The sequence below is a fragment of the Wenzhouxiangella sp. 15190 genome (assembly GCF_003417465.1).
Taxonomy (GTDB): Bacteria; Pseudomonadota; Gammaproteobacteria; order Xanthomonadales; family Wenzhouxiangellaceae; genus Wenzhouxiangella.
Genome location: NZ_QVMV01000042.1, coordinates 15633 through 34362 on the forward strand (window position 1 = coordinate 15633; position 18730 = coordinate 34362).

Sequence of the window (18730 nt, forward strand, 5' to 3'; positions counted from 1 at the left end):
TCATCACTCTGTTGTTACTCGAACGCCCTGTGCCGACGGCGGGAGACGCAATGTCTTCAAACCGGCCTGCCGGCAAAGATGACGCATGCGCGATCGAAACTTCGCGTCGAGCGAAGCGGCCATCCCGAGATCACCGCCGCCGGCGCCGCAGGGCTTGTAGACGCCGTTCAGCAACTCGGCCAGGCCACCCGCTATCCGGTGTTCGGCGGTCACGATCTCGCGGCCGACCAAATCATTCATTTTACCCATTATTTCGCCATAAGCCGACCAACAGGCCAGGATTTCTTCAACATCACCTTTTTCGACCGCGTCCAGGCCGGCGCCCGCCACAGTCTGCATCTCGCCAATAATTCGTCCGTGCTCGCGCGGCGAGTGCTGTCGCGATCGCCGCCAGGCCGTCAGCAACTCGCCCGTCGAGGCGGGCTCTCCCGCCCACACGAAGCAGGTCACGATCCCTTCCGGCAGCGAAAGCGGTCGAACCTCGATTTGCTCATCACGAATGCTGTAACCCAGCAGGCCGCCGCAAAGACTGGCGGCCAGGTCGATGCCGCTTCCGGCATTTTCCTGGGCCTCGCGCGCCGGCTGCAGCAATCGCGCGATGGTTTCGATCCGGGACTCTTGCCGATCCCCTTCAAGAAAGGCGGCGTGAAGCACGGCGTCGATGGCCACCGCTGTCGCCGCACTCGAGCCGAGACCGAGCTTCATCGGGGAGCGGCTGTCACCGTCGAACAATTCGGCCGTGTCCACACGCATCCGGAACGGCCCGGGCCGGCCACCGCGCTTGCCAATATCGGCAAGCACCGAGTCGATCAGGGCCGCCGTTCTTGCAAACGGTACCGGCACGGCGTCCTGCCAATTCAGTCGAGCGCCATTGCCGACCCTGAAATGAACCGGCGAGATTCCGAGCTGTGGTGCCTCGATCTGGCAGTCTGCACCCTTGCAACGCACCAGCTCCACGCGACAGCGGCGATCGACGGCCTGAACCAGGGCCGGCGCACCCTCGAGGACAGCGTACTCGCCCAGCAGGACGATCTTGCCCGGAGCTGTTGCCACCCAGCGCGTCATCGCTAAGCCACCGCGCCCGCGCCGGCGCCCAGTCCGGTGACCATGACGTCGTGTACACCCGGCTGCCCGCGAAGGACGTCGACCACCCGCTCGCCTTCACCGGGGAGACACACCGCCTTGACCTGCGGGCCGGCATCGACGGTGAAAAAGACGCCGACCCCGCCCGAACGCAACGCGCGCACGGCGTGCAGGCACGCCAGCGTGGCCGGATTCCAGTAGACCAGACCGGGCCGGGCGGCCAGCATGGATGCGTGCATTTTCAACGCACTGTGTTCACTCACTTCAGCCAGGGCTTCGAAGTCCCGCGCAACGATCGCGGCCCTGGCCGTCTCGAGATCGGCGGCCACCGTTTCCACCCAGGCCGGGTAGTAGGGGGAGGTTTGCATGGTGTGATTCATGCCGTCACGAGAACCCACCGCCTTGCTGCTCGACTCGGTGACGGCCACGACCACTTCCAGGGGCCACGCATCGGCCGCCAGCAGGGGATGCGCCACCGCGTCCGAGCCGTCCTCGAGTTCTCCGGCGTCCATCTCCACGAAACCGCCGAAAATCGAGCGGGCGGCCGACCCCGAACCCAGGCGGGCCAGCCCGGAGCGCCGGTCTTCGGAGATTTCCAGTTCGAAAGCCCGTGCGCCGGCGGTGACCAGCGCGGCGAAGCCGGACGCCGAAGACGCCAGACCGGCGCCGGTGGGGAAATTGTTGCAGCTGTCCACCCGGCAGGGCGTCGTCTCACCGGCCATCTCGCGCAACAAGTCGAGCATCGCGCCGACGCGACCGGGCGACTGCTCGACGCCGTCGAGAAAGAAACGGTCACTCCCGAGCGTGGGATCGGGTGTGACGGTCGTGCGCGTCTCGAGTCCGGCCAGGGTGATCGAAATCGACCCGGCCGCCGGCAGATTCAACTGCGGGTCGCGCTTGCCCCAGTATTTGACCAGCGCGATATTGGCCCCGGCCCGCGCAGTGGCTTGATTCATCTGGCTTTGGTGTGTGCGTAGCGCCAGGGGGCATGATAAGCGCTTGCGCCACACTATGGCAGTGGGGGAAGGTATCAGGTTTCAGGGTTCAGGGGTGGCTTCGGTCTGGTTTTCCTGAAACCTGAACCCTGAAACCTGAACCCTAGTTCCCACTGAACGGCTTGAATGTCGCCTGGGGGAATTCGACCCGAATCTCGGTCCCCGCCCCCAGTTCGCTGTCGGCATGCAGGTGCCAGCCGAAGCGATCACACAGGCGGCGCACGATCGACAGGCCCAGGCCGTAACCCTCGTTGGAGCGGTCGTGACCGCGGTAGAAGGGTTCGAACATGCGCTCCAGATCGGCTTCGCTCATACCGCAGCCGGAATCCTGGACGGTCACACCGTTGCGATCGATCAGCACGTGGACATGACCTTTTTCGGTGTAGCTGAGCGCGTTGCGTAGCAGGTTGGTGAAGACAATGGCCAGTACCCGCTCGGGCGCACTGATCTCGAGCAGGCCGTTGGCCCGCACGCTCGTCGCCACTTCCGGCCGGTCGATGGTCGAGGCAAACTGATCGAGCAAGTCGGCGAGGAGATCGTTGAGCACGACCGACGACCAGTTGAGCCGCGATTCGCTCTCACGCGCGAGGATCAGCAGGGTCTCGACCAGGGCTTCCATGTCGCGCACCGTGCGGTTCATACGGTCGACCGTCTTCGCCCGCGCTTCAGGGTCGGACTGCTTCGCGAGCAGGCCCAGGTTGGAACGCAGGACCGCCAGCGGGGTGCGCAGCTCATGGCTGGCGTTACGGGTAAAGTTGCGCTCGCGCTGGATGAAGGACTCCAGCCGGTGGATGAACTGATTGAAAGCGTTGATCAGCGCGAGCGTCTCGGTATCGGTCGCCTCGCCGAAATCCGCCTCGCTGAGCTCCTCGAGCTTTCCCGAACGGAAGTCATAATTGCGCACGGCATCGGCCAGCTGGACGACCGTGGAAACCGCCCGCCGCGACATCACGTAGCCCACCCAGGTGAGCAAATAGATCAACAACAGCACGCCGGTCAGCGGCGCGATACCGAAGTACCAGGCCAGCGAGGAAACCTGCATTTCGTCGAACACCAGATAAAGGCGATCCCCGTCCCGCTCCGAGACATGAACGACTGGACTCGAATCGTCCTGGCGGTGCCCTCGGCGGAAGCCGGGCTGTTCATCACGCAACCACGCCGGCACGGTCGATGTATCACTGTCCTCGGCCAGGTAGGCGGTCAGGTTATTGGTGTCCGGAAGCGGGAAATCGGCGTTGTCGCTATAGCGGTCCCAGAAATACTCCGCCTCGCCGTTGAGCGCTTCCTGCACCAGCACGCGCTCGACCACCCAGGCTGCGGCATAGACACCGAGTACGGTAGCGATGCTGATTGCCAGCACCTGCAGGAGAAAGACCCGCACCAGGCGGGTACGCAACCCGCCCGTCAGCACTCTATTAAACGGTTTCATGGCGCCTTTCGAAATCGGAAATGGCCGACCAGCCACTGCCGGCCGCGGTCGAATCCGAAAAGCTCCTCGCAGGCCATGAAGAAGATTCGCCAGCGCTGTTGCCAGATCGCCGCGTCTTCGCCGTATACCGCCTGCATGACCGCTCGAACCTCGCGCCCGTGCTCATCCAGATTGTCCAGCCAGCCTCGGGCGGTTCTGGCGTAATGCTCGCCCGAGTACAACCAGCGGCGTTCGATGACCACATCATCGGCGAAGTGTAACAGCGTGTCGGTTGCCGGCATCAGGCCGCCGGTGAAGAAGTAACGCCCCATCCAGTTGCCTTCACCCTCGGTTTCGAAAGGATAGGCCAGGAAGCGATGACAGAAGATGTGCACGAACAGCCTTGCGTCATCCTTCATCCATCCGGCAATGCGCTCGAGCAGCTGGCGATAGTTGCGCACATGCTCGAACATCTCGACCGATACGACCCGGTCGAACTGCTTGTCCAGCGTCAACTCGTTGACGTCACAGGTAATTACTTCGAGATTGTTCAGTCGGAGTTCGCGGGCTCGTGACTCGATATGCTCGCGCTGCGATGCCGAGTTTGACACCGCCGTGATCCGACTGGCCGGGTATTGCGCCGCCATCCAAAGGGTCAGCGATCCCCAGCCGCAACCGAGCTCGAGGAGCTCCTGTCCATCCGCCAGTTCGGCGTTGCGGCAAGTCTGATCGAGCATGGCGGTCTCGGCATCGTCCAGGTTGTCCACGCCCGGCGGCCAAAGCGCACTCGAGTACTTGAGCCGACGGCCGAGTACCTGCTGGTAGAAAGCGGCAGGTACTTCGTAATGCTGCTGATTCGCTGCGTCGGTTTCGATGGCAATGGCCGACTCGGCCAGCTCGTCCATCAGAGCCTGATAATGAATGGACTGGGCTTCCGGGTCGTCGACTTGTTCATCACGCAAACGCCGCTTGAGCAGTGCGCGAATACCGCGCCGGATGAGCCAGTCCGGGACAAGGCCTTTCTCGGCCAGTTCGATGGGCTTCATGGCGTTACGCTCCTTGAAGGCGTGTTGGTTGTCTCCGACCGATCCAGCCGACCGCCGGGGCGGCGGGCCAGCCAGAACAACGCGGGCAAAAGCAGCGCCCAGCTCAGGCCCGTGGCCAACACCACCTGCCAGGCCGGTGCCAGCCACTCGACTGCACCGAAGCGCGATCCGGCGTAGTAGGACATGGGTGAGCCAACCGCGCCCAGGAGGCCGATCAGCAGCAGCCGATGCTTGAACACGCTCATGGAGTGATTGAGAACAAGGGCCAGGGCCAGCCACAGCAAGAGAATCCAGAACGGCGCAAATCCGCTCGACGGCCAGGGCATGGCGTAGGCCAGCAGGCCCCATTGCACCCACAGGGTATCGAGCGCGAAACCGATACCCAGGCACAGGGCAATCATGCCCCAGTCATTGGGATGACGCCGCCGCGGATGCAGCTGCCAAAACACCAGGGCGGCGACCACCAATGGGCCGCTCCAGCCGGCAATACCCCAGGAGGCGCCCACCACACAGGCCGGCCAGCTCAACTGGAACAGGCCCTGGTTGATCCAGAAGTCGCGCTTCATGCCAGCAACTCGCTTCCGGCGGTCAGCCCGGCTTCGGATGCCGGCCGCCACTGGGGACCGGCGAGCAGCAGATGAACATCACTGATCGCTCGCTCGCGGAACCCGCCCTCACAGTAGGCCAGGTACCAGAGCCAGCGACGCCGGAAGGCCTCGTCAAAGCCCATCTCGCGGATAGCCTCCCATCGCACCTCGAAGCGCTCGCGCCATGCGGCGAGAGTGCGCGCATAGCTCGTCCCGAAATCGGCCAGCTCGACCAGTCCCAGACGGCTGGCACGCGCCATTGACTGCGTGATGGTGCTGACCGAGGGGATGAAGGCGCCGGGAAAGATGTAGCACTTGATGAAATCAACACCCTTCAACGCGCTGGCGTAACGATAATCCTCGATGGTGATGGCCTGGATCAGCGCCAACCCATCGGGCCGGAGCAGTTCGTCGATCTTCGCCAGGTAGGTGTCGAGATACTGGTGACCGACCGCTTCGATCATCTCGACCGAGACAATCTTGTCGAACTGCCCCTCCAGCATGCGGTAGTCGTTGGTCAGAAGCGTGATCCGATCTTCCAGGCCCGCTTTGTGCACTTTCTCGCGCGCCAGGTCGTACTGTTCACGTGAAATGGTGGTGGTCGTGACGCGACATCCGTAATGCTCGGCGGCGTGAATGGCCAGGCCACCCCAACCGGTACCGATCTCCAGCAGGTGGTCCTCAGGGCCGAGAGCGAGCTTGCGGCAGATCCGCTCGAGCTTGTTCAGCTGTGCCTGCTCGAGCGTTTCACCGTCTTCCAGGTACAGCGCACTGGAATACATCATGCGCTCGTCCAGCCAGGCTGCGAAAAAATCGTTGCCCAGATCGTAATGGGCGGCGATGTTGCGCCGGCTGCCCTTGAGGCTGTTGCGATTGAATGCATGCCAGAGACCAAGGGCGCCATTGGCCAGCCGCGCAGCCGCGGTTTCCATCTCGTCAAGCACGCGGCGATTGCGCGCGAGCACCTGAACGACGGCCACCGGATCCGGACTGTCCCAGAGCTGGGCCATCCAGGCCTCGGCTGCACCCACGCTACCGCCGCTGGCCATCAGGCGCCAGAAACGCAGGTCGCGAATAACCACCGTCGCCTTCAGTGCGTCGTCGGGATTACCCAGCGTGTACTCGCCGTCGACGTCCTCAATGGCCAGGCTGCCCTGCTCGATCGAGTCCAGGCGCGACAGCACCCGGGTGCGCAACCAGCGATCGAGGCCACCACCGGATCCGGCGTCGAGAGCGTCGAAGGTTCTGTCCGTATGCGTCATTGCGTCACCTTGTCCGGGTGAGAGTAAAAAGGTACCTTCTTGAGCCACAGGCGCAGGGCCTGCCAGTAGATCCCGGCGACAACCTTGAAGGTCATCAGCGGAAACTTCAGGGGCATCCGGCGCATCGTCGATGTCGTCATTGGTTCGAGGGCCAGCTGCATTCCGACGGCGAAGCATTCTCGGCCCGAGTCCTTCAGAACCATGTGAACGTCGAGCCGGTCGTGATCGATGCGGAATCGCCAGTCGTAGTGAATCGCCATCGGCATGAAGGGTGAGACGTGAAAGGACTTGTCAAACTCGAAACGGTACTCCGGCCCGGCCTGGCCCCGACAGTCGAGCACGTAGGCATGGCGTTCGTTCCAGGGCGTGTTGTGCACCTCGGCGACGATGGCCTGCAGGATTCCGTCCCGACCGAAACAGAAGTAGAAACTGACCGGGTTGAAACACAGACCCCACTGGCGCAGGTGCGCCAGCAGGAAGATTCGGCCACTCGGCTGACAACCGGTGACTTCGGCCACCCGTTCGAGCACGGCCTGTCGCAGCGGTCGATCGAGCGGCCGCAGGAAATCGCTCCGCCGAAAACTGACCAGGGTGAACCGGCCTACCGACCACAGGCGACTGCGCGCAAACACATTCTCGACGCGATCGATATCGATCAGCGTGTAGCTGGTGCGGTAGTCAAAACGGTGCGGCTTCGGAGTCAGGCGCCGGTGCCATACTTTTCCCGAGGCAATGGCGTTATCCATGGCGAGCCTCGATATCGTCGATCACGCGTCGGGCGCTGCGCGCGCCGTCCTCGTGGAACCCCCAGCCCCACCAGGCGCCGCAGAACCAGGTTCGGCGCAGGCCGTTGATATCGCGCCAGCGAGACTGGGCCGCCACCGCTTCCGGCGTGAACACGGGGTGGGCGTAATTTCGCCGCACGAGGATGCAGTCTGGATCGATCTTGTCGGTCTGATTGAGCGAGACGATGTAATGCTGCCGGCTGTCGATATTCTGCAGCTTGTTCATGTAATAGGACACCCGGCATTGGTCGTGCTCCCGATCATCGACACGGACATTCCAGGCCGCCCGCGCGGCCGGGTTGTCGGGCAGGACGGAAACGTCGGTGTGCAGCACGGTCTCGTTGGGCTGATAGTCGACTGCGTTGAGTACGCAGCGCTCCACCGGGCTGGCGTCGTCGAGCAGTTTCAGCGCCTGATCGGAATGACAGGCGAGAACGACCGCGTCGAAGCGGGCTTCGTCATCCGGGGTTCGGATTTGTACGCCGTCTTCGTTGCGCTCGACCGAGCGCACCGGCGTACCGGTTGAGAATCGCGCCGCGCAGCCGCCTGCTGCTTCGACGTAGCGGCGACTGCCGCCGCGAACCGTTTCCCATTGCGGACGTGTTCCCAACGTCAACATGGAGTGGTTATCCATAAAAGCCAGCAGATGCCTCATGGGGAATTGGGTGACGTCCCCGATTGGCGCCGACCACAGGGCCGAGGCCATGGGCAGCATGTGCCGGCTGGCGAACATTTCGCCCAGGTCGCTTTGTTCAAGCCATTCGCCGAGCGTCACGCGATCGTCGATTTCCTCGAGCAGCTGTGGTGCACGCCGGTAGAAGCGGGCGATGTCGAGCACCATGCCGTGAAAACGCGGACTGAACAGGTTGCGACGCTGGCAGTAGAGCCGTCGCAACGTGCTGGCGTTGTAAGCCAGGCCGGTCTGGGTATCGCTGACGCCGAAACTCATGTCGCTCGAATCCGACTCGACGCCGAGTTCTTCGAACCAGGCCGTCAGCAGGGGGTAGTGCGCCCGGTTGAAGACGATAAAGCCGGTATCAATGGAACGTGGCACACCCTCATCGTCCACGACCTGTGTATCCGCATGGCCGCCGAGCCTGTCCTCGGCCTCGAACACCGTCACCTCGTGACGCTGCGACAGATGCCAGGCGGCGTACAGCCCGGAAACCCCGGCGCCGACGATCGCGATCTTCATGACGGCACCCGCCGCGCCTCGCGGATTCGCCCCGGCACGAGCTTGAGCCCGCGCACGAGCCCGAACCAGCTCATCAGCTTGAGCAGATAGTAGCTGGCATCGACCTCCCACCAGTAGAAACCCTGACGCGCCGAGCCCGGAAAGTGGTGGTGATTGTTGTGCCAGCCTTCGCCGAGTGTGAATAGTGCCAGTATGAAATTGTTCCGGCTGTCGTCACGGGTGGCGTAGCGGCGACTGCCCCAGACGTGGGCGAGGGAGTTGATGGTCAGCGTCACGTGAATCAGTACCACGGTCGAGACGAAGTAACCCCAGACCAGGATCTGCCAACCGCTTGTCTCCAGGCCCGGGGCCCAACGATCGAGGCCTGCGCCCAGCAGGAAGAGAAGCAACGCGTAGATGAGCGGAACGATCAGGTCGTAGCGGTCCAGCCAGCGCAGTTCCGGATAGACGATCAGGTCCGGAATCTGCTCGGCACGCGTCTCGAAGTTCTCGCGGCAAAGGAACCAGCCCATGTGGCTCCACCAGAAACCGTGGCGAGGTGCATGCACATCATCGTCGGTATCGGCATGCTTGTGGTGATGGCGATGGTGGGCCGCCCACCACAACGGCCCACGCTGGGTGGCCGAAGCGCCGATCAGCGCAAAGAGGAACTGCACGGGCCGGCTGGTGCGGAAGGTCCGGTGCGAGAAATAGCGATGGTAGAAGGCAGTAATGGCGAACATGCGCAGAAAATAGCTGGCCAGAAAGACCACGATCGCGGTTGTCGACACGCCCACGACGAACACGCCCAGGCAGGCTAGGTGAAGACCGATGAATGGAATAATCCGGATCCAATCGACGCGACGGGAGTCTTCCACGCCGTCGCTCAGGCGCTGTCGGGAGTCGAACCAGGCGAAGAGTTGCTGCATTACAAAAGAGTGTCCACTTCCATTGAAAGCGGATTAGACGCCCCCGTTCATCAACCTGGTGTGAAAACGGCTCTTCACTCCCGGTGGACACGACCGGGCGCATCATCGCGCCCATGAATCAGCGACGAATCATTCAACGCTGCGCGGTGGCCGCAATCCTTCTGGCGGCCACGGCAGCTTGTGCCGGGAGCGGCTCGATGACGGACAAAAAAACGGTCGAGGCCTATCATGAGGCGCTTGAACAGAACCCCGGGCACACGGCATCCATCGACCAGGGCGTGGCCACATTCAGGCAAACCTTCGCGGATCTGACGCGCGAAGACCTGGCCGGAAGAATCGGTGAACTCTACGCCGACACCTTCTATTTCAACGACACGGTACACATTGCCCGCAAGCGATCCGAACTGGTCGATTACATGGCACGGACTGGCGAGAGCCTGGAGCAAAACCGTGTCGAGGTGCACAAGGTCATCCACGATGGGGCCGACGTCTACCTGCGCTGGGAAATGACATTCATCACCCGTGCCGTGGGCAAGCGCGTGGAGTCACACTCGATCGGCATGACCCACCTGCGCTTCGACGAGAACGGGCAAATCGTGTTGCACCAGGACTTCTGGGACAGCGCTAGCGCGATTTACGCACACCTGCCGATGGTCGGATTCTTCGTGCGACGCGCACAGAGAGCGATGCAATGAGGCCCAGCATCCCGGCTATCCTCTTGCTGGTTGCCGTTTCGAGCGCGACCCCTGCAGCAACATTGGAGCGCTGTTCCGAAGTGGAACTGAAGGTCATCGGCCTGTTCAGCGTCGGCACCGCAAGTCTGCACCTGGTCGACTGTAGCGATACCGGGCGCGTACTCGAAACCATCCCCAAGCAGTTTTCCCTGAAACTCGACCGGGACATGGCCGGCGAGGATCTGATCGAAAGCGCCAATGAATTGCTGGTCGAGAATCTCGATGATGTCGACGGCCCCGACGAGCTGCCCCAGGAACTGGCTTGCCTGGCCAATGCCTACGTCGACGCCGTGGAAGGCGAACGTTTCGACGTCGTCTACGAGCCCGGGAACCGCCTGGCGCTCTATCGCAACGACGAACTACTGACAGAATGCCCCGACCAGGGCCGCGGCCATGAATACTTCAAGATCTGGTTCGGCGAAGAACCCTTCAACCAACGAATGAAGAAACGCCTGCTCGAACGGGCTAATGGAAATTAAAAAGAAATTTAAAACCTTCCACAGATAAACACGGATTAACACAGATAAAAGAAACACTGCTATTCGATCGATTGAATGCCACCCCACCGCCATGCTTCGCGAGTCCGAAGTCGCTAGCGCCAATGGGCACCCAATGAAGAGTCTCGTAGCAGGTTTGCCGTTTAGGTCATTCGAATTTCGGTCATTCGAATTTGTTTGATATTTGGTGCTTGGAATTTGAGATTTTCAGCGCCGAATTGATCACCGCGCGAGAACAGGACCAAACCCCCTTCTTATCGGCACACCAGATCTGTGTTCATCTGTGTTTATCTGTGGACAATTTTCTTTTTTTAAGCCTTGACCGGCCCAACCCAGACTTGTTGTGCATTCACGAATTCTCGGATGCCGTGCGGCCCGAGTTCGCGGCCGATGCCGGAGCGCTTGACGCCACCCGAGGGCAGCCTCGGATCGGTTTTGACGATGCCGTTGACCGCAACCTGGCCGGTTTCGAGCCGGCTGGCCATGGCCACGCCGCGCTCCGTGCTCGTCCACACCGCCGCGGCCAGACCGTAGTCGGTATCGTTGGCCAGTTCGATGGCCTCGTCCTCACTGTCAACTTTCATCACGACGGCCACGGGACCAAAGGTTTCCTCGCAGGAAGCGGTCATCTCCGGGCCGACGCCAGTCAGCAACGTCACCGGGTAAAACCAGCCCTCGCCCTCGGGCAGTTCACCGCCGAGGGGGCAGTCCGCACCGGCCTCGATCGTCTTGCGCACTTGAGAGTGCAGGTTCTCGCGGAGATCCTCGCGCGCGATCGGGCCGATGTCGGTCGACTCCTCGGAAGGATCGCCCAGCTTCAGACGCGCCAGACGCTCGTGCAGCAGTTCGACGAAGTGGTCATGGACCGGTGATTCGACGATGATGCGCTTGGCCGCGATGCAACTCTGTCCGGCGTTGATGATGCGCGAGAGGCAAATGGTGTCGGCCGCCTTCTCCAGCTCGGCGTCGGCCAGCACGATGGCCGGGTCGGAACCGCCGAGTTCCAGCACCGAGTGCTTGATCTCGGCCGCCGCGGTCGAGGCGACGATTCCGCCGGCTCGCTCCGAACCGGTGAACGATACCGCCTGCACGCGCTTGTCCCGGATCACCCGCTCGACACGTTCGGTCTCCAGCGGCAGGTTGGCAAACAGGCCCGCCGGAGCACCGGCGCGCTCGAACAGCTTGCCGATCGCCTCGGCGCAGGCCGGTACGTTGGGATCGTGCTTCATCACGCAGGTATTGCCGGCCATCAGGGTCGGCGCAGCAAAGCGGAAGGCCAGCCAGAACGGCGCGTTCCAGGGCAGGATGCCCAGGATCACGCCCAGCGGCAGGTACTGCACGTAGCTCTCACTGGCATCCGAGGCGAGATACTCGGTCGCCAGGTATTCCTCGGCATGTCCAGCGTAGTGCTCGGCGCACCAGGCTGCCTTCTCGACCTCACCGCGGGCTTCGCGGATGGGCTTGCCCATCTCATCGGTCATCAGGCGGGCGAGGTTCTCGACATCCTCACGCATCAACCCGGCCACATTGTTCAATACCGTCGCCCGGTCGGAAAAGCTGGCCAGCTTCCACCCGGCAAACGCGGACTGAGCCCCGGCCAGACGCTGTTCCAGCGCGTCGTCCGACAGCGCCTCGACTTCGTACTGGGTCTTCCCGGTCGTTGGGTTGATCGAACGCAGTGTCGTCATTGTCGGCGAGCCTCCTTGATGTCCTTGATCGATTCACCACCCGAGTCGCTTTCGGCTCTCTTCTTCGGCGGCGCACTGGTCTTCGGGTGAGGCAGCTCCTGCGGCGCCTGGTCGGGCTTGACCACGAAGTTCTCGTCGAGATCGAAGAAGGACTTGCAGCCGTCGGCGGTGATGTAGATGGTGTCGGAGATTCCAACCGTCTTATCGCCATCCACGCCCCACATCCAGGGGATGATGTGGAACGTCATGCCTTCCTTGATCACGCGCGAGTCGCCCTGCTTGAGGCTCATGATGTAGCCTTCATCCCAGCTCGGCGGGAACGCGATGCCGATGGAGTAGCCAGAACGCGTAATCAAGCGTGCCCCCACTTCGTTGGCGGTAATGATGTTACGGATCAGGTTGTCGGCATCCGACACCGTCATACCCGGGCGGATCACGTTCTTGATCTCATGCAAGGCCTGCTTCATGCGGTCCTGGGCATGGGCCATCGAGGGCGAGAGCTCGCCCAGCACGACGGTGCGCATCATGGCCGTGTGATAGCGCCGATAGCAACCGCCGACTTCCAGAAACACGTGCTCACCCGGCTGGACCGTTCGTCCCTCCCAGGTGGCATGACCGATCATGCTGCGCGGCCCCGACGTGACATAGGGCATCACCGCGGGCGGTTCGCCGCCGGCGCGGAACATGGCGGAAGAAATGGCAGCACCGATATCGTTCTCGGTCACGCCGGCCTCTGTGGCCTCGAAGCCGGCCTTCATGCCGGCCTCAGTGGCTGCTGAAGCCCTGCGCATGATCTCGATTTCATGCTTTGACTTACAGACACGGCCTTCCTCGACGATGCCGAAGCAATCGAGCAGCTTGCCGTCCAGGAACGTTGTGAAAATACTGTCCTGATGATAGGCAGGAAGATAATAACTGTTACGTTCATAGCCGATGCACTTGCCGGTCAGGCCAAACTCGCGCAACGACTCGACCAGCATCTGGATGGCATCACCCGTGTCCGGATACGGACGCGTCTTCTCGACCCAGGTCCGGGCATGGACATTCGATTCCTCCATCATGCGCGTGATCATGAACGGCTCGTCTTCCAGCGGCACCACGAGGGCCTGGAAGAAGCTGTAACCCGTGGTCTGATAATCGGTGAGATACATCAGGTTTTCCGGGTCGGTGATCACCACCGCATCCAACAGGCGCTCGGCCATGCGCTCGCGCAACTCCTTGAGCCGGCGCTCGTACTCCTCGAAGGGAAAGGTCATGTCGTCACGCTGTCTCATGCCGCTGCCCTGTGTGCCTTGGCTACCGACTGCTCGAGGATGTCCAGACCTTGTTCCAGATCGGCCTCGGGGATGGTCAGCGGCGGAATCAGCTTGAGCACCCGCCCGCCGGTGCCGCAGGCGCCGATCAGCAGGCCGTTTTCGAATGCGGTCGACGCAATCTGCTTGGCCAGCTCGCCGTCACCGACATCGAGCGCCTGAATCATGCCGCGGCCGCGTACGGAAAAATCGCCGTTGCCGTGCTTGCCGGCGATGGATTCGATCCGCTCGCGCATGATCTCGCCATTGGCCTTGACGGCATTCATCAGTTCATCGTCATCGAAGTATTCCAGCGCCTCGACGCCGGCGACAAAGCTCAGGCCCTGCCCGCGGAAAGTACCGGTGTGCTCGCCCGGCGACCAGTGCTTGTCGTATTCCGGCTTGACCAGGTTCATCGCCAACGGCGTGCCGAAACCGCCGATCCCCTTGGCCAGGGTGATGATGTCCGGATCCAGGCCCATGTCATCGAAGCTGAAGTAGCTGCCGGTACGGCCGCAGCCGGCCTGGATATCATCATAGATCACCAGCGCGCCCAGGTCGCGGGCCAGGCCCTGCACGGCCTTCAGCCATTCTGGCCGGGCCACGTGCACGCCGCCTTCGGCCTGGATGGGCTCGATCACGAAAGCCGCCGGCGGCTCGAGACCGCTGGAGGAGTCCTCGTACATCGCACGCAACTGGTCGACCCAGGCCAGGCACTGTTCCAGTTCGACTTCGTCACTGCCGAAAGGCTGACGAACGACATGACCCAGCGGCACGCCGGCGGCGTTGCGGAAGTAGCTGTTCGCGGTGCAGGCCAGCGAGCCGAGCGTCATCCCGTGGAAGCCGTGTTCGTAAGCCACCACGCTGTGCCGACCGGTGACCTTGCGCGCCAGCTTCAGTGCGGTTTCGACCGCGTTGGTGCCGGTCGGGCCCATGAACTGAAGCTTGTGGTTCCAGCCGCGCGGCTTGACGATGGTCTCGACGAATTTCGCGATGAAATCGCGCTTGACGTCGGTGTACATGTCCAGGCTGTGGGCCACGCCGTCGCGCTCGATGAACTCGATCATGGCGCGCTTCATCCGCTCGTTGTTGTGGCCGAAGTTGAGCACCCCGGCGCCGGCGAAGAAATCGATGTAGCTCTTGCCGTTCTCGTCCGTCTGGCGCGCATTGGACGCCGACTTGAACACGGTCGGATACAAGCGGCAGTAGCCGCGAATGTCCGATTCCCACTGTTCGAATACCTGCATGTTGCACCTCCTCGGGTCTCTGTCCCGGCATCGTTTCGCCGGGCACTGACGTTGTTACTCCTCCACCGGGATGCCGGCGATCCGGGAATAAATGCGGCCGACCGTGTCGATCAGCCGGTCGTTGAAGTCGTATTTCGGGCTGTGGCAGGGATGATCGTGGCCCTGCCCGTCATCGGCGCCGATCAGCGCGAAGGCGCCGGGAATGGCCTTGAGGTAATAGCTGAAATCCTCCGAGGCCATGATCGGCGTCTTCAACGCTACCTCGAGCGCATCGTCGCCAAGCTCGCCGCAGATCGCCTGGCGATATTGCCCGGCCTCGGCCGGGTGATTGACCGTCGCGTCATAGCGCGGGTGGATACGCACATCGACCTCGACACCGTAAGCGGAACCGGTGTTCCGGGCGATGGTCTCGATCAGCTCGCCCATCAGTGCACGCGTGTCGGGATCACCCAGGCGGAAACTGCCGCCGAGCGTGGCGGATTCCGGAATCACGGTCGGCGCACCGTCGGCGCGGATACTCGTCACACTCAGCACCGTCGGTGCCTGCGGCGAGATCCGCCGACTGACCACCTGCTGAAGATCCATGACGATGTTCGATGCGGCCAGCACCGGGTCGCGGCACAGTTCCGGCTGGCTGGCGTGCCCGCCTCGCCCATGCACGCTGATTTCGAAGGTGCCGTTGCCGGCCATCACCGCCCCGTCCGGACAGACTGCCCGGCCGAATGGAATCGCCGGCCAGTTGTGCCAGCCGAAAATGGTGTCCACGCCCTCGAGCGCACCGTCATCGATCATTGCCCGGGCGCCGTGACCGCCCTCCTCTGCCGGCTGGAAGAGTAGCGTCACCGGGCCGGGCAGCCCGGATTCATGTGCCTTGAGCCACTGCGCGGCGGCATAGAGTGTGGCCGCGTGCCCGTCATGGCCACAGGCATGCATGCAGCCTTCCCGCGTGGAACACCATTCCACGCCCGACTCCTCGACAATGGGCAGGGCATCGATATCGCCACGCAGGGCCACATGCCGCCCGCTAGCCTCGGGTGCCAGCGTCGCCACCGTGCCGGTCCCGGCACAGGCCTGCCAGGCAATGCCCAGATCGTCCAGCCGGTCGCGAATCGATGCGGCGGTCTCGTCCTCGGACCAGGTGAGTTCGGGCGAAGCATGCAACGCCCGACGGAAGGCCACTGCCTCGTCGACCATCACCTGCCAGTTGTGCGTCGTACTCGTAGCCACGGCCCAAGCTCCCGAAAAAATCAACCCGGCGGGCACCGGGTTGATGGCAAAACCTGACATCGCCCGGACGCTCGTCTCGTCCGTCGATGGGTCTAGGCTAGACCCGCGGCCGATCCACTTGCAAGCACTTTCGTTTAGGCCCAAAACAGTTGCGCAGCAAGTATTTACCCGGCCTATCCACAATGATTGGGAGCGCCATAACCAGACAAGCGACAGACCGCACTCGGTCTTGCTATTCTTCCGCTCTGTTCCAGCGATCAACCAGGAATCGAGTGAAAGCCTCCACCCTGCGACTGCTGTTCAACCTGTATCCACCATATTGGGGCACGGGAATCCGGGTACGTGAGATCGCCGAGGACTACCGCCACGTCGTGGTCGAAATGAAACTGCGCTTCTACAACCGCAACTACGTGGGTACGCATTTCGGCGGCAGCCTGTCGGCGATGACCGATCCCTTCTACATGCTGATGGTGATGAACAACCTGGGAAACGGCCACATCGTCTGGGACAAGGCCGGCACCATCGAGTACCGCAAACCCGGAAAGGGGCGGGTCCGCGCCGAGTTCCGCATCGACCAGACACTGATCGACGAGATCCGGGAGGCCACGCAGGAGAGCCGCAAGTTCGAGCCGACGCTGGCGGTCGATATCGTCGACGAAGCCGGCGATGTAGTCGCCCATGTCACGCGCACGCTTCATATCCGCCAAAAGAAACAGGCCGGGGCAGACCAGCGCGAAACCGCCTGACCGGACGCCAGTCCCGCCCTGATGGTATGTGCCGAATCCCCCGATGCTGTGCAAGCAAAATAGAACGTGCCTGCCAGAAGGCCGTAAAAGGTTTACAAGACTGTGTCCCGGCAGCGGGCAAGCGATTTCCGGCAGTCGATTGACACCTTGGCCCCAACCGCCCCCAGGGCTAGAATGACGCGTTTTGGAATCGCACAGTCCCCCACGAGTCGTTCATCATGCGCATCGGCACCACACTGACCCACTACATCATCCGCAACCAGCGCGACATCGAAGGCGCCAGCGGCACCTTCACCGGCCTGCTCAACGACATCTGCGTGGCCTGCAAGAAGATCGCCGCGCTGGTCGACAAGGGCGCGCTGGTCAACGTCCTCGGCAGTGCCGAGAGCGAAAACGTTCAAGGGGAGGAGCAGAAGAAGCTCGATGTGATTTCCAACGAGATCATGATCGAGGCGCTCGAGCACAACGGACATATCGCCGCCCTGGCTTCCGAGGAGATGGAGGGCATCCATCCCATGAGCGCCGAGCGCCGCGGCCGCTATCTCCTGCTGTGCGATCCGCTCGACGGCTCGTCCAACATCGACGTCAACGTCTCGGTGGGCACGATCTTCTCGATCCTGCGCGCGCCCGACGACACGCAGGAGCCAACCGAGGCCGACTTCCTGCGACCGGGCGTCGAACAGGTCGCCGCCGGCTACTGCCTGTACGGCCCCTCGACCATGATGGTGCTGACCACCGGCGACGGGGTGAGCATGTTCACTCTCGACCGCGAATTCGGCGAATTCCTGCTCACGCGCGAGCACGTCACCATTCCGGAAGATACGAAGGAGTTCGCCATCAACGCTTCCAACCAGCGATTCTGGGACGAACCGATCCGGCGCTATATCGACGAGTGCCTGGCCGGCGAGGACGGCCCGAGGGGCAAGAATTTCAACATGCGCTGGGTCGCCTCGATGGTGGCCGAAGTCCACCGCATCCTCACCCGCGGCGGCATCTTCATGTACCCATGCGACAAGCGCATCCGCGCCCAGGGCAAGGCTGGCAAGTTGAGATTGATGTACGAGGCCAACCCCATGGCCATGATCGTCGAACAGGCCGGCGGCGCGGCCAGCACCGGCGAGCGGCGCATTCTCGACCTCGCCCCGGAAGAACTGCACCAGCGCGTGCCGGTGATTCTGGGCTCACGCAACGAAGTCGAGCGTGTAGCCGGCTATCACTCCTGAAAGCGATCGCTGAAGATGCCGTCAGGCGCTGGCTCGGCGGAGATGGCATTGAGGCCGGCGGTGACGGAGAGCGGTGCTTCACGGCTGCTGAGTTCGATGGCCGAAAGTCGGCCGTCGGAATCGCCCAGAAGCACATCGCCGGCAAAGTAGACCAGCCCGTCCAGCGTCTGCCCGCCAGAAGCCAGCGTCACCAGCCAGCGGCCGCCGGTGCCCTGGGTAATGCCGGTGACATCCGCGCTGGTTTCCAGACCAAGGTCAGCTTCGGAGGCCACGAGAAAGAACTCCGTTCCGTCATGCCCGATCAGGTCGCCGTCAGAGTAGGCCGTACCGCCGAGCTCAGCATGCACATCAATGGAAATCACCCATTGCCCACTTTCAACCCGATGGAGCGCATCGATCTTCACCCCGTCGGGAATCCCTTCCGCATCGGCGTCAAATGCCAGATTAAGACCGCTCGCATCACTGACGATAATATCGTTCGGACTGGCCACAAGCCCGCTTCCCAAGTCAACGTGATGCTGCAATACAAAATAAGAAGAATCGGCTTCAGCCACACTCACTCCGCTAATCGGCACACTGTCAGTAGGCGTCAATTCAGTCGAAATCGCACCGGTGCTGAGATCAAAGTTCATCACCTGATATGGGAAGCCCGTCTGGCCATTCATTTCTTGTATCGATTGGAAGGATAGATACCACTGACTGGCTAGACCGGCCATCACCGTTCCCGGGAGTGTCAACACGGAGCCGAAAAGGAGACTTAACACCGCAATTTTCAAACAACGTAAAAATAGAGTCATCTTCATAACG

18 protein-coding genes are annotated in these 18730 nt (G+C 62.3%); 4 read left to right on the forward strand and 14 right to left on the reverse strand.

Translation table 11 applies throughout. The annotated features are described in order from the left end of the window. Positions 1-3: 3 nt before the first annotated feature. The 9 genes from DZK26_RS10800 to DZK26_RS10840 all read right to left on the reverse strand — a co-directional run bounded on the left by DZK26_RS10800 (position 4) and on the right by DZK26_RS10840 (position 9269). A complete protein-coding gene (locus DZK26_RS10800; protein ID WP_181935622.1) occupies positions 4-1053 on the reverse strand; it encodes a mevalonate kinase in 1050 nt (349 codons plus the stop codon). Between the two features lie 14 nt (positions 1054-1067). After that, positions 1068-2039, reverse strand: a complete 972-nt coding sequence (mvaD, locus tag DZK26_RS10805) for a diphosphomevalonate decarboxylase (protein ID WP_116896908.1) — start codon at positions 2037-2039, stop codon at positions 1068-1070. Between the two features lie 142 nt (positions 2040-2181). Then, complete coding sequence (locus tag DZK26_RS10810) at positions 2182-3507, reverse strand: HAMP domain-containing sensor histidine kinase (RefSeq protein WP_116896907.1); 1326 nt, start codon at positions 3505-3507, stop codon at positions 2182-2184. Then, positions 3504-4532, reverse strand: coding sequence for a cyclopropane-fatty-acyl-phospholipid synthase family protein (locus tag DZK26_RS10815; RefSeq protein WP_116896906.1), 1029 nt, complete (start codon positions 4530-4532; stop codon positions 3504-3506). The genes DZK26_RS10810 and DZK26_RS10815 overlap by 4 nt, the downstream gene beginning before the upstream one ends. Next, positions 4529-5098: a DUF2878 domain-containing protein gene (locus tag DZK26_RS10820; RefSeq protein ID WP_116896905.1), complete on the reverse strand. Its 570-nt coding sequence runs from the start codon at positions 5096-5098 to the stop codon at positions 4529-4531. The genes DZK26_RS10815 and DZK26_RS10820 overlap by 4 nt, the downstream gene beginning before the upstream one ends. Beyond that, complete coding sequence (locus DZK26_RS10825) at positions 5095-6381, reverse strand: cyclopropane-fatty-acyl-phospholipid synthase family protein (protein WP_116896904.1); 1287 nt, start codon at positions 6379-6381, stop codon at positions 5095-5097. Before DZK26_RS10825 ends, DZK26_RS10820 begins: the two co-directional genes overlap by 4 nt. After that, positions 6378-7127 (reverse strand): DUF1365 domain-containing protein, encoded by a 750-nt coding sequence (locus tag DZK26_RS10830; protein ID WP_116896903.1) that lies wholly within the window; start codon positions 7125-7127, stop codon positions 6378-6380. Before DZK26_RS10830 ends, DZK26_RS10825 begins: the two co-directional genes overlap by 4 nt. Beyond that, positions 7120-8361, reverse strand: coding sequence for an NAD(P)/FAD-dependent oxidoreductase (locus tag DZK26_RS10835; protein ID WP_116896902.1), 1242 nt, complete (start codon positions 8359-8361; stop codon positions 7120-7122). The genes DZK26_RS10830 and DZK26_RS10835 overlap by 8 nt, the downstream gene beginning before the upstream one ends. Next, positions 8358-9269: an acyl-CoA desaturase gene (locus DZK26_RS10840; RefSeq protein ID WP_116896901.1), complete on the reverse strand. Its 912-nt coding sequence runs from the start codon at positions 9267-9269 to the stop codon at positions 8358-8360. The genes DZK26_RS10835 and DZK26_RS10840 overlap by 4 nt, the downstream gene beginning before the upstream one ends. A 197-nt stretch (positions 9270-9466) precedes the next feature. On the opposite strand from DZK26_RS10840, the gene DZK26_RS10845 reads away from it, so the two are divergent. Together DZK26_RS10845 and DZK26_RS10850 are read left to right on the forward strand one after the other, a co-directional pair. Continuing rightward, positions 9467-9964: a nuclear transport factor 2 family protein gene (locus DZK26_RS10845; RefSeq protein WP_181918230.1), complete on the forward strand. Its 498-nt coding sequence runs from the start codon at positions 9467-9469 to the stop codon at positions 9962-9964. Beyond that, a complete protein-coding gene (locus tag DZK26_RS10850; protein ID WP_116896899.1) occupies positions 9961-10482 on the forward strand; it encodes a chalcone isomerase family protein in 522 nt (173 codons plus the stop codon). Before DZK26_RS10845 ends, DZK26_RS10850 begins: the two co-directional genes overlap by 4 nt. Before the next feature lie 329 nt (positions 10483-10811). Here DZK26_RS10850 and DZK26_RS10855 read toward each other — a convergent pair whose 3' ends face one another. Genes DZK26_RS10855 through doeB2 form a run of 4 tightly spaced genes read right to left on the reverse strand, consistent with a single transcriptional unit; the run spans position 10812 to position 15954 of the window. Beyond that, positions 10812-12188, reverse strand: coding sequence for an NAD-dependent succinate-semialdehyde dehydrogenase (locus tag DZK26_RS10855; protein WP_116896898.1), 1377 nt, complete (start codon positions 12186-12188; stop codon positions 10812-10814). After that, the gene (gene doeA / locus DZK26_RS10860; protein ID WP_116896897.1) at positions 12185-13462 is read right to left on the reverse strand and encodes an ectoine hydrolase; all 1278 of its coding nucleotides are present in this window, start codon (positions 13460-13462) and stop codon (positions 12185-12187) included. Before doeA ends, DZK26_RS10855 begins: the two co-directional genes overlap by 4 nt. Then, the gene (locus DZK26_RS10865) at positions 13459-14727 is read right to left on the reverse strand and encodes an aspartate aminotransferase family protein (protein WP_116896896.1); all 1269 of its coding nucleotides are present in this window, start codon (positions 14725-14727) and stop codon (positions 13459-13461) included. Before DZK26_RS10865 ends, doeA begins: the two co-directional genes overlap by 4 nt. A 54-nt stretch (positions 14728-14781) precedes the next feature. Then, entirely contained in the window at positions 14782-15954 is a 1173-nt protein-coding gene (doeB2, locus tag DZK26_RS10870; protein WP_258870802.1) for a N(2)-acetyl-L-2,4-diaminobutanoate deacetylase DoeB2, read from the reverse strand. 272 nt (positions 15955-16226) lie between these two features. Here doeB2 and DZK26_RS10875 point away from each other — a divergent pair, with 272 nt between their 5' ends. Both DZK26_RS10875 and DZK26_RS10880 read left to right on the forward strand, forming a co-directional pair. Then, complete coding sequence (locus DZK26_RS10875; RefSeq protein ID WP_258870801.1) at positions 16227-16700, forward strand: DUF4442 domain-containing protein; 474 nt, start codon at positions 16227-16229, stop codon at positions 16698-16700. 218 nt (positions 16701-16918) lie between these two features. Further along, positions 16919-17923: a class 1 fructose-bisphosphatase gene (locus tag DZK26_RS10880; RefSeq protein ID WP_116896894.1), complete on the forward strand. Its 1005-nt coding sequence runs from the start codon at positions 16919-16921 to the stop codon at positions 17921-17923. Here the strand turns inward: DZK26_RS10880 and DZK26_RS14185 are convergent. Beyond that, positions 17914-18726, reverse strand: coding sequence for a hypothetical protein (locus DZK26_RS14185; protein WP_147306575.1), 813 nt, complete (start codon positions 18724-18726; stop codon positions 17914-17916). The two genes, DZK26_RS10880 and DZK26_RS14185, sit on opposite strands and share 10 nt — an antisense overlap. Positions 18727-18730 lie beyond the last annotated feature (4 nt).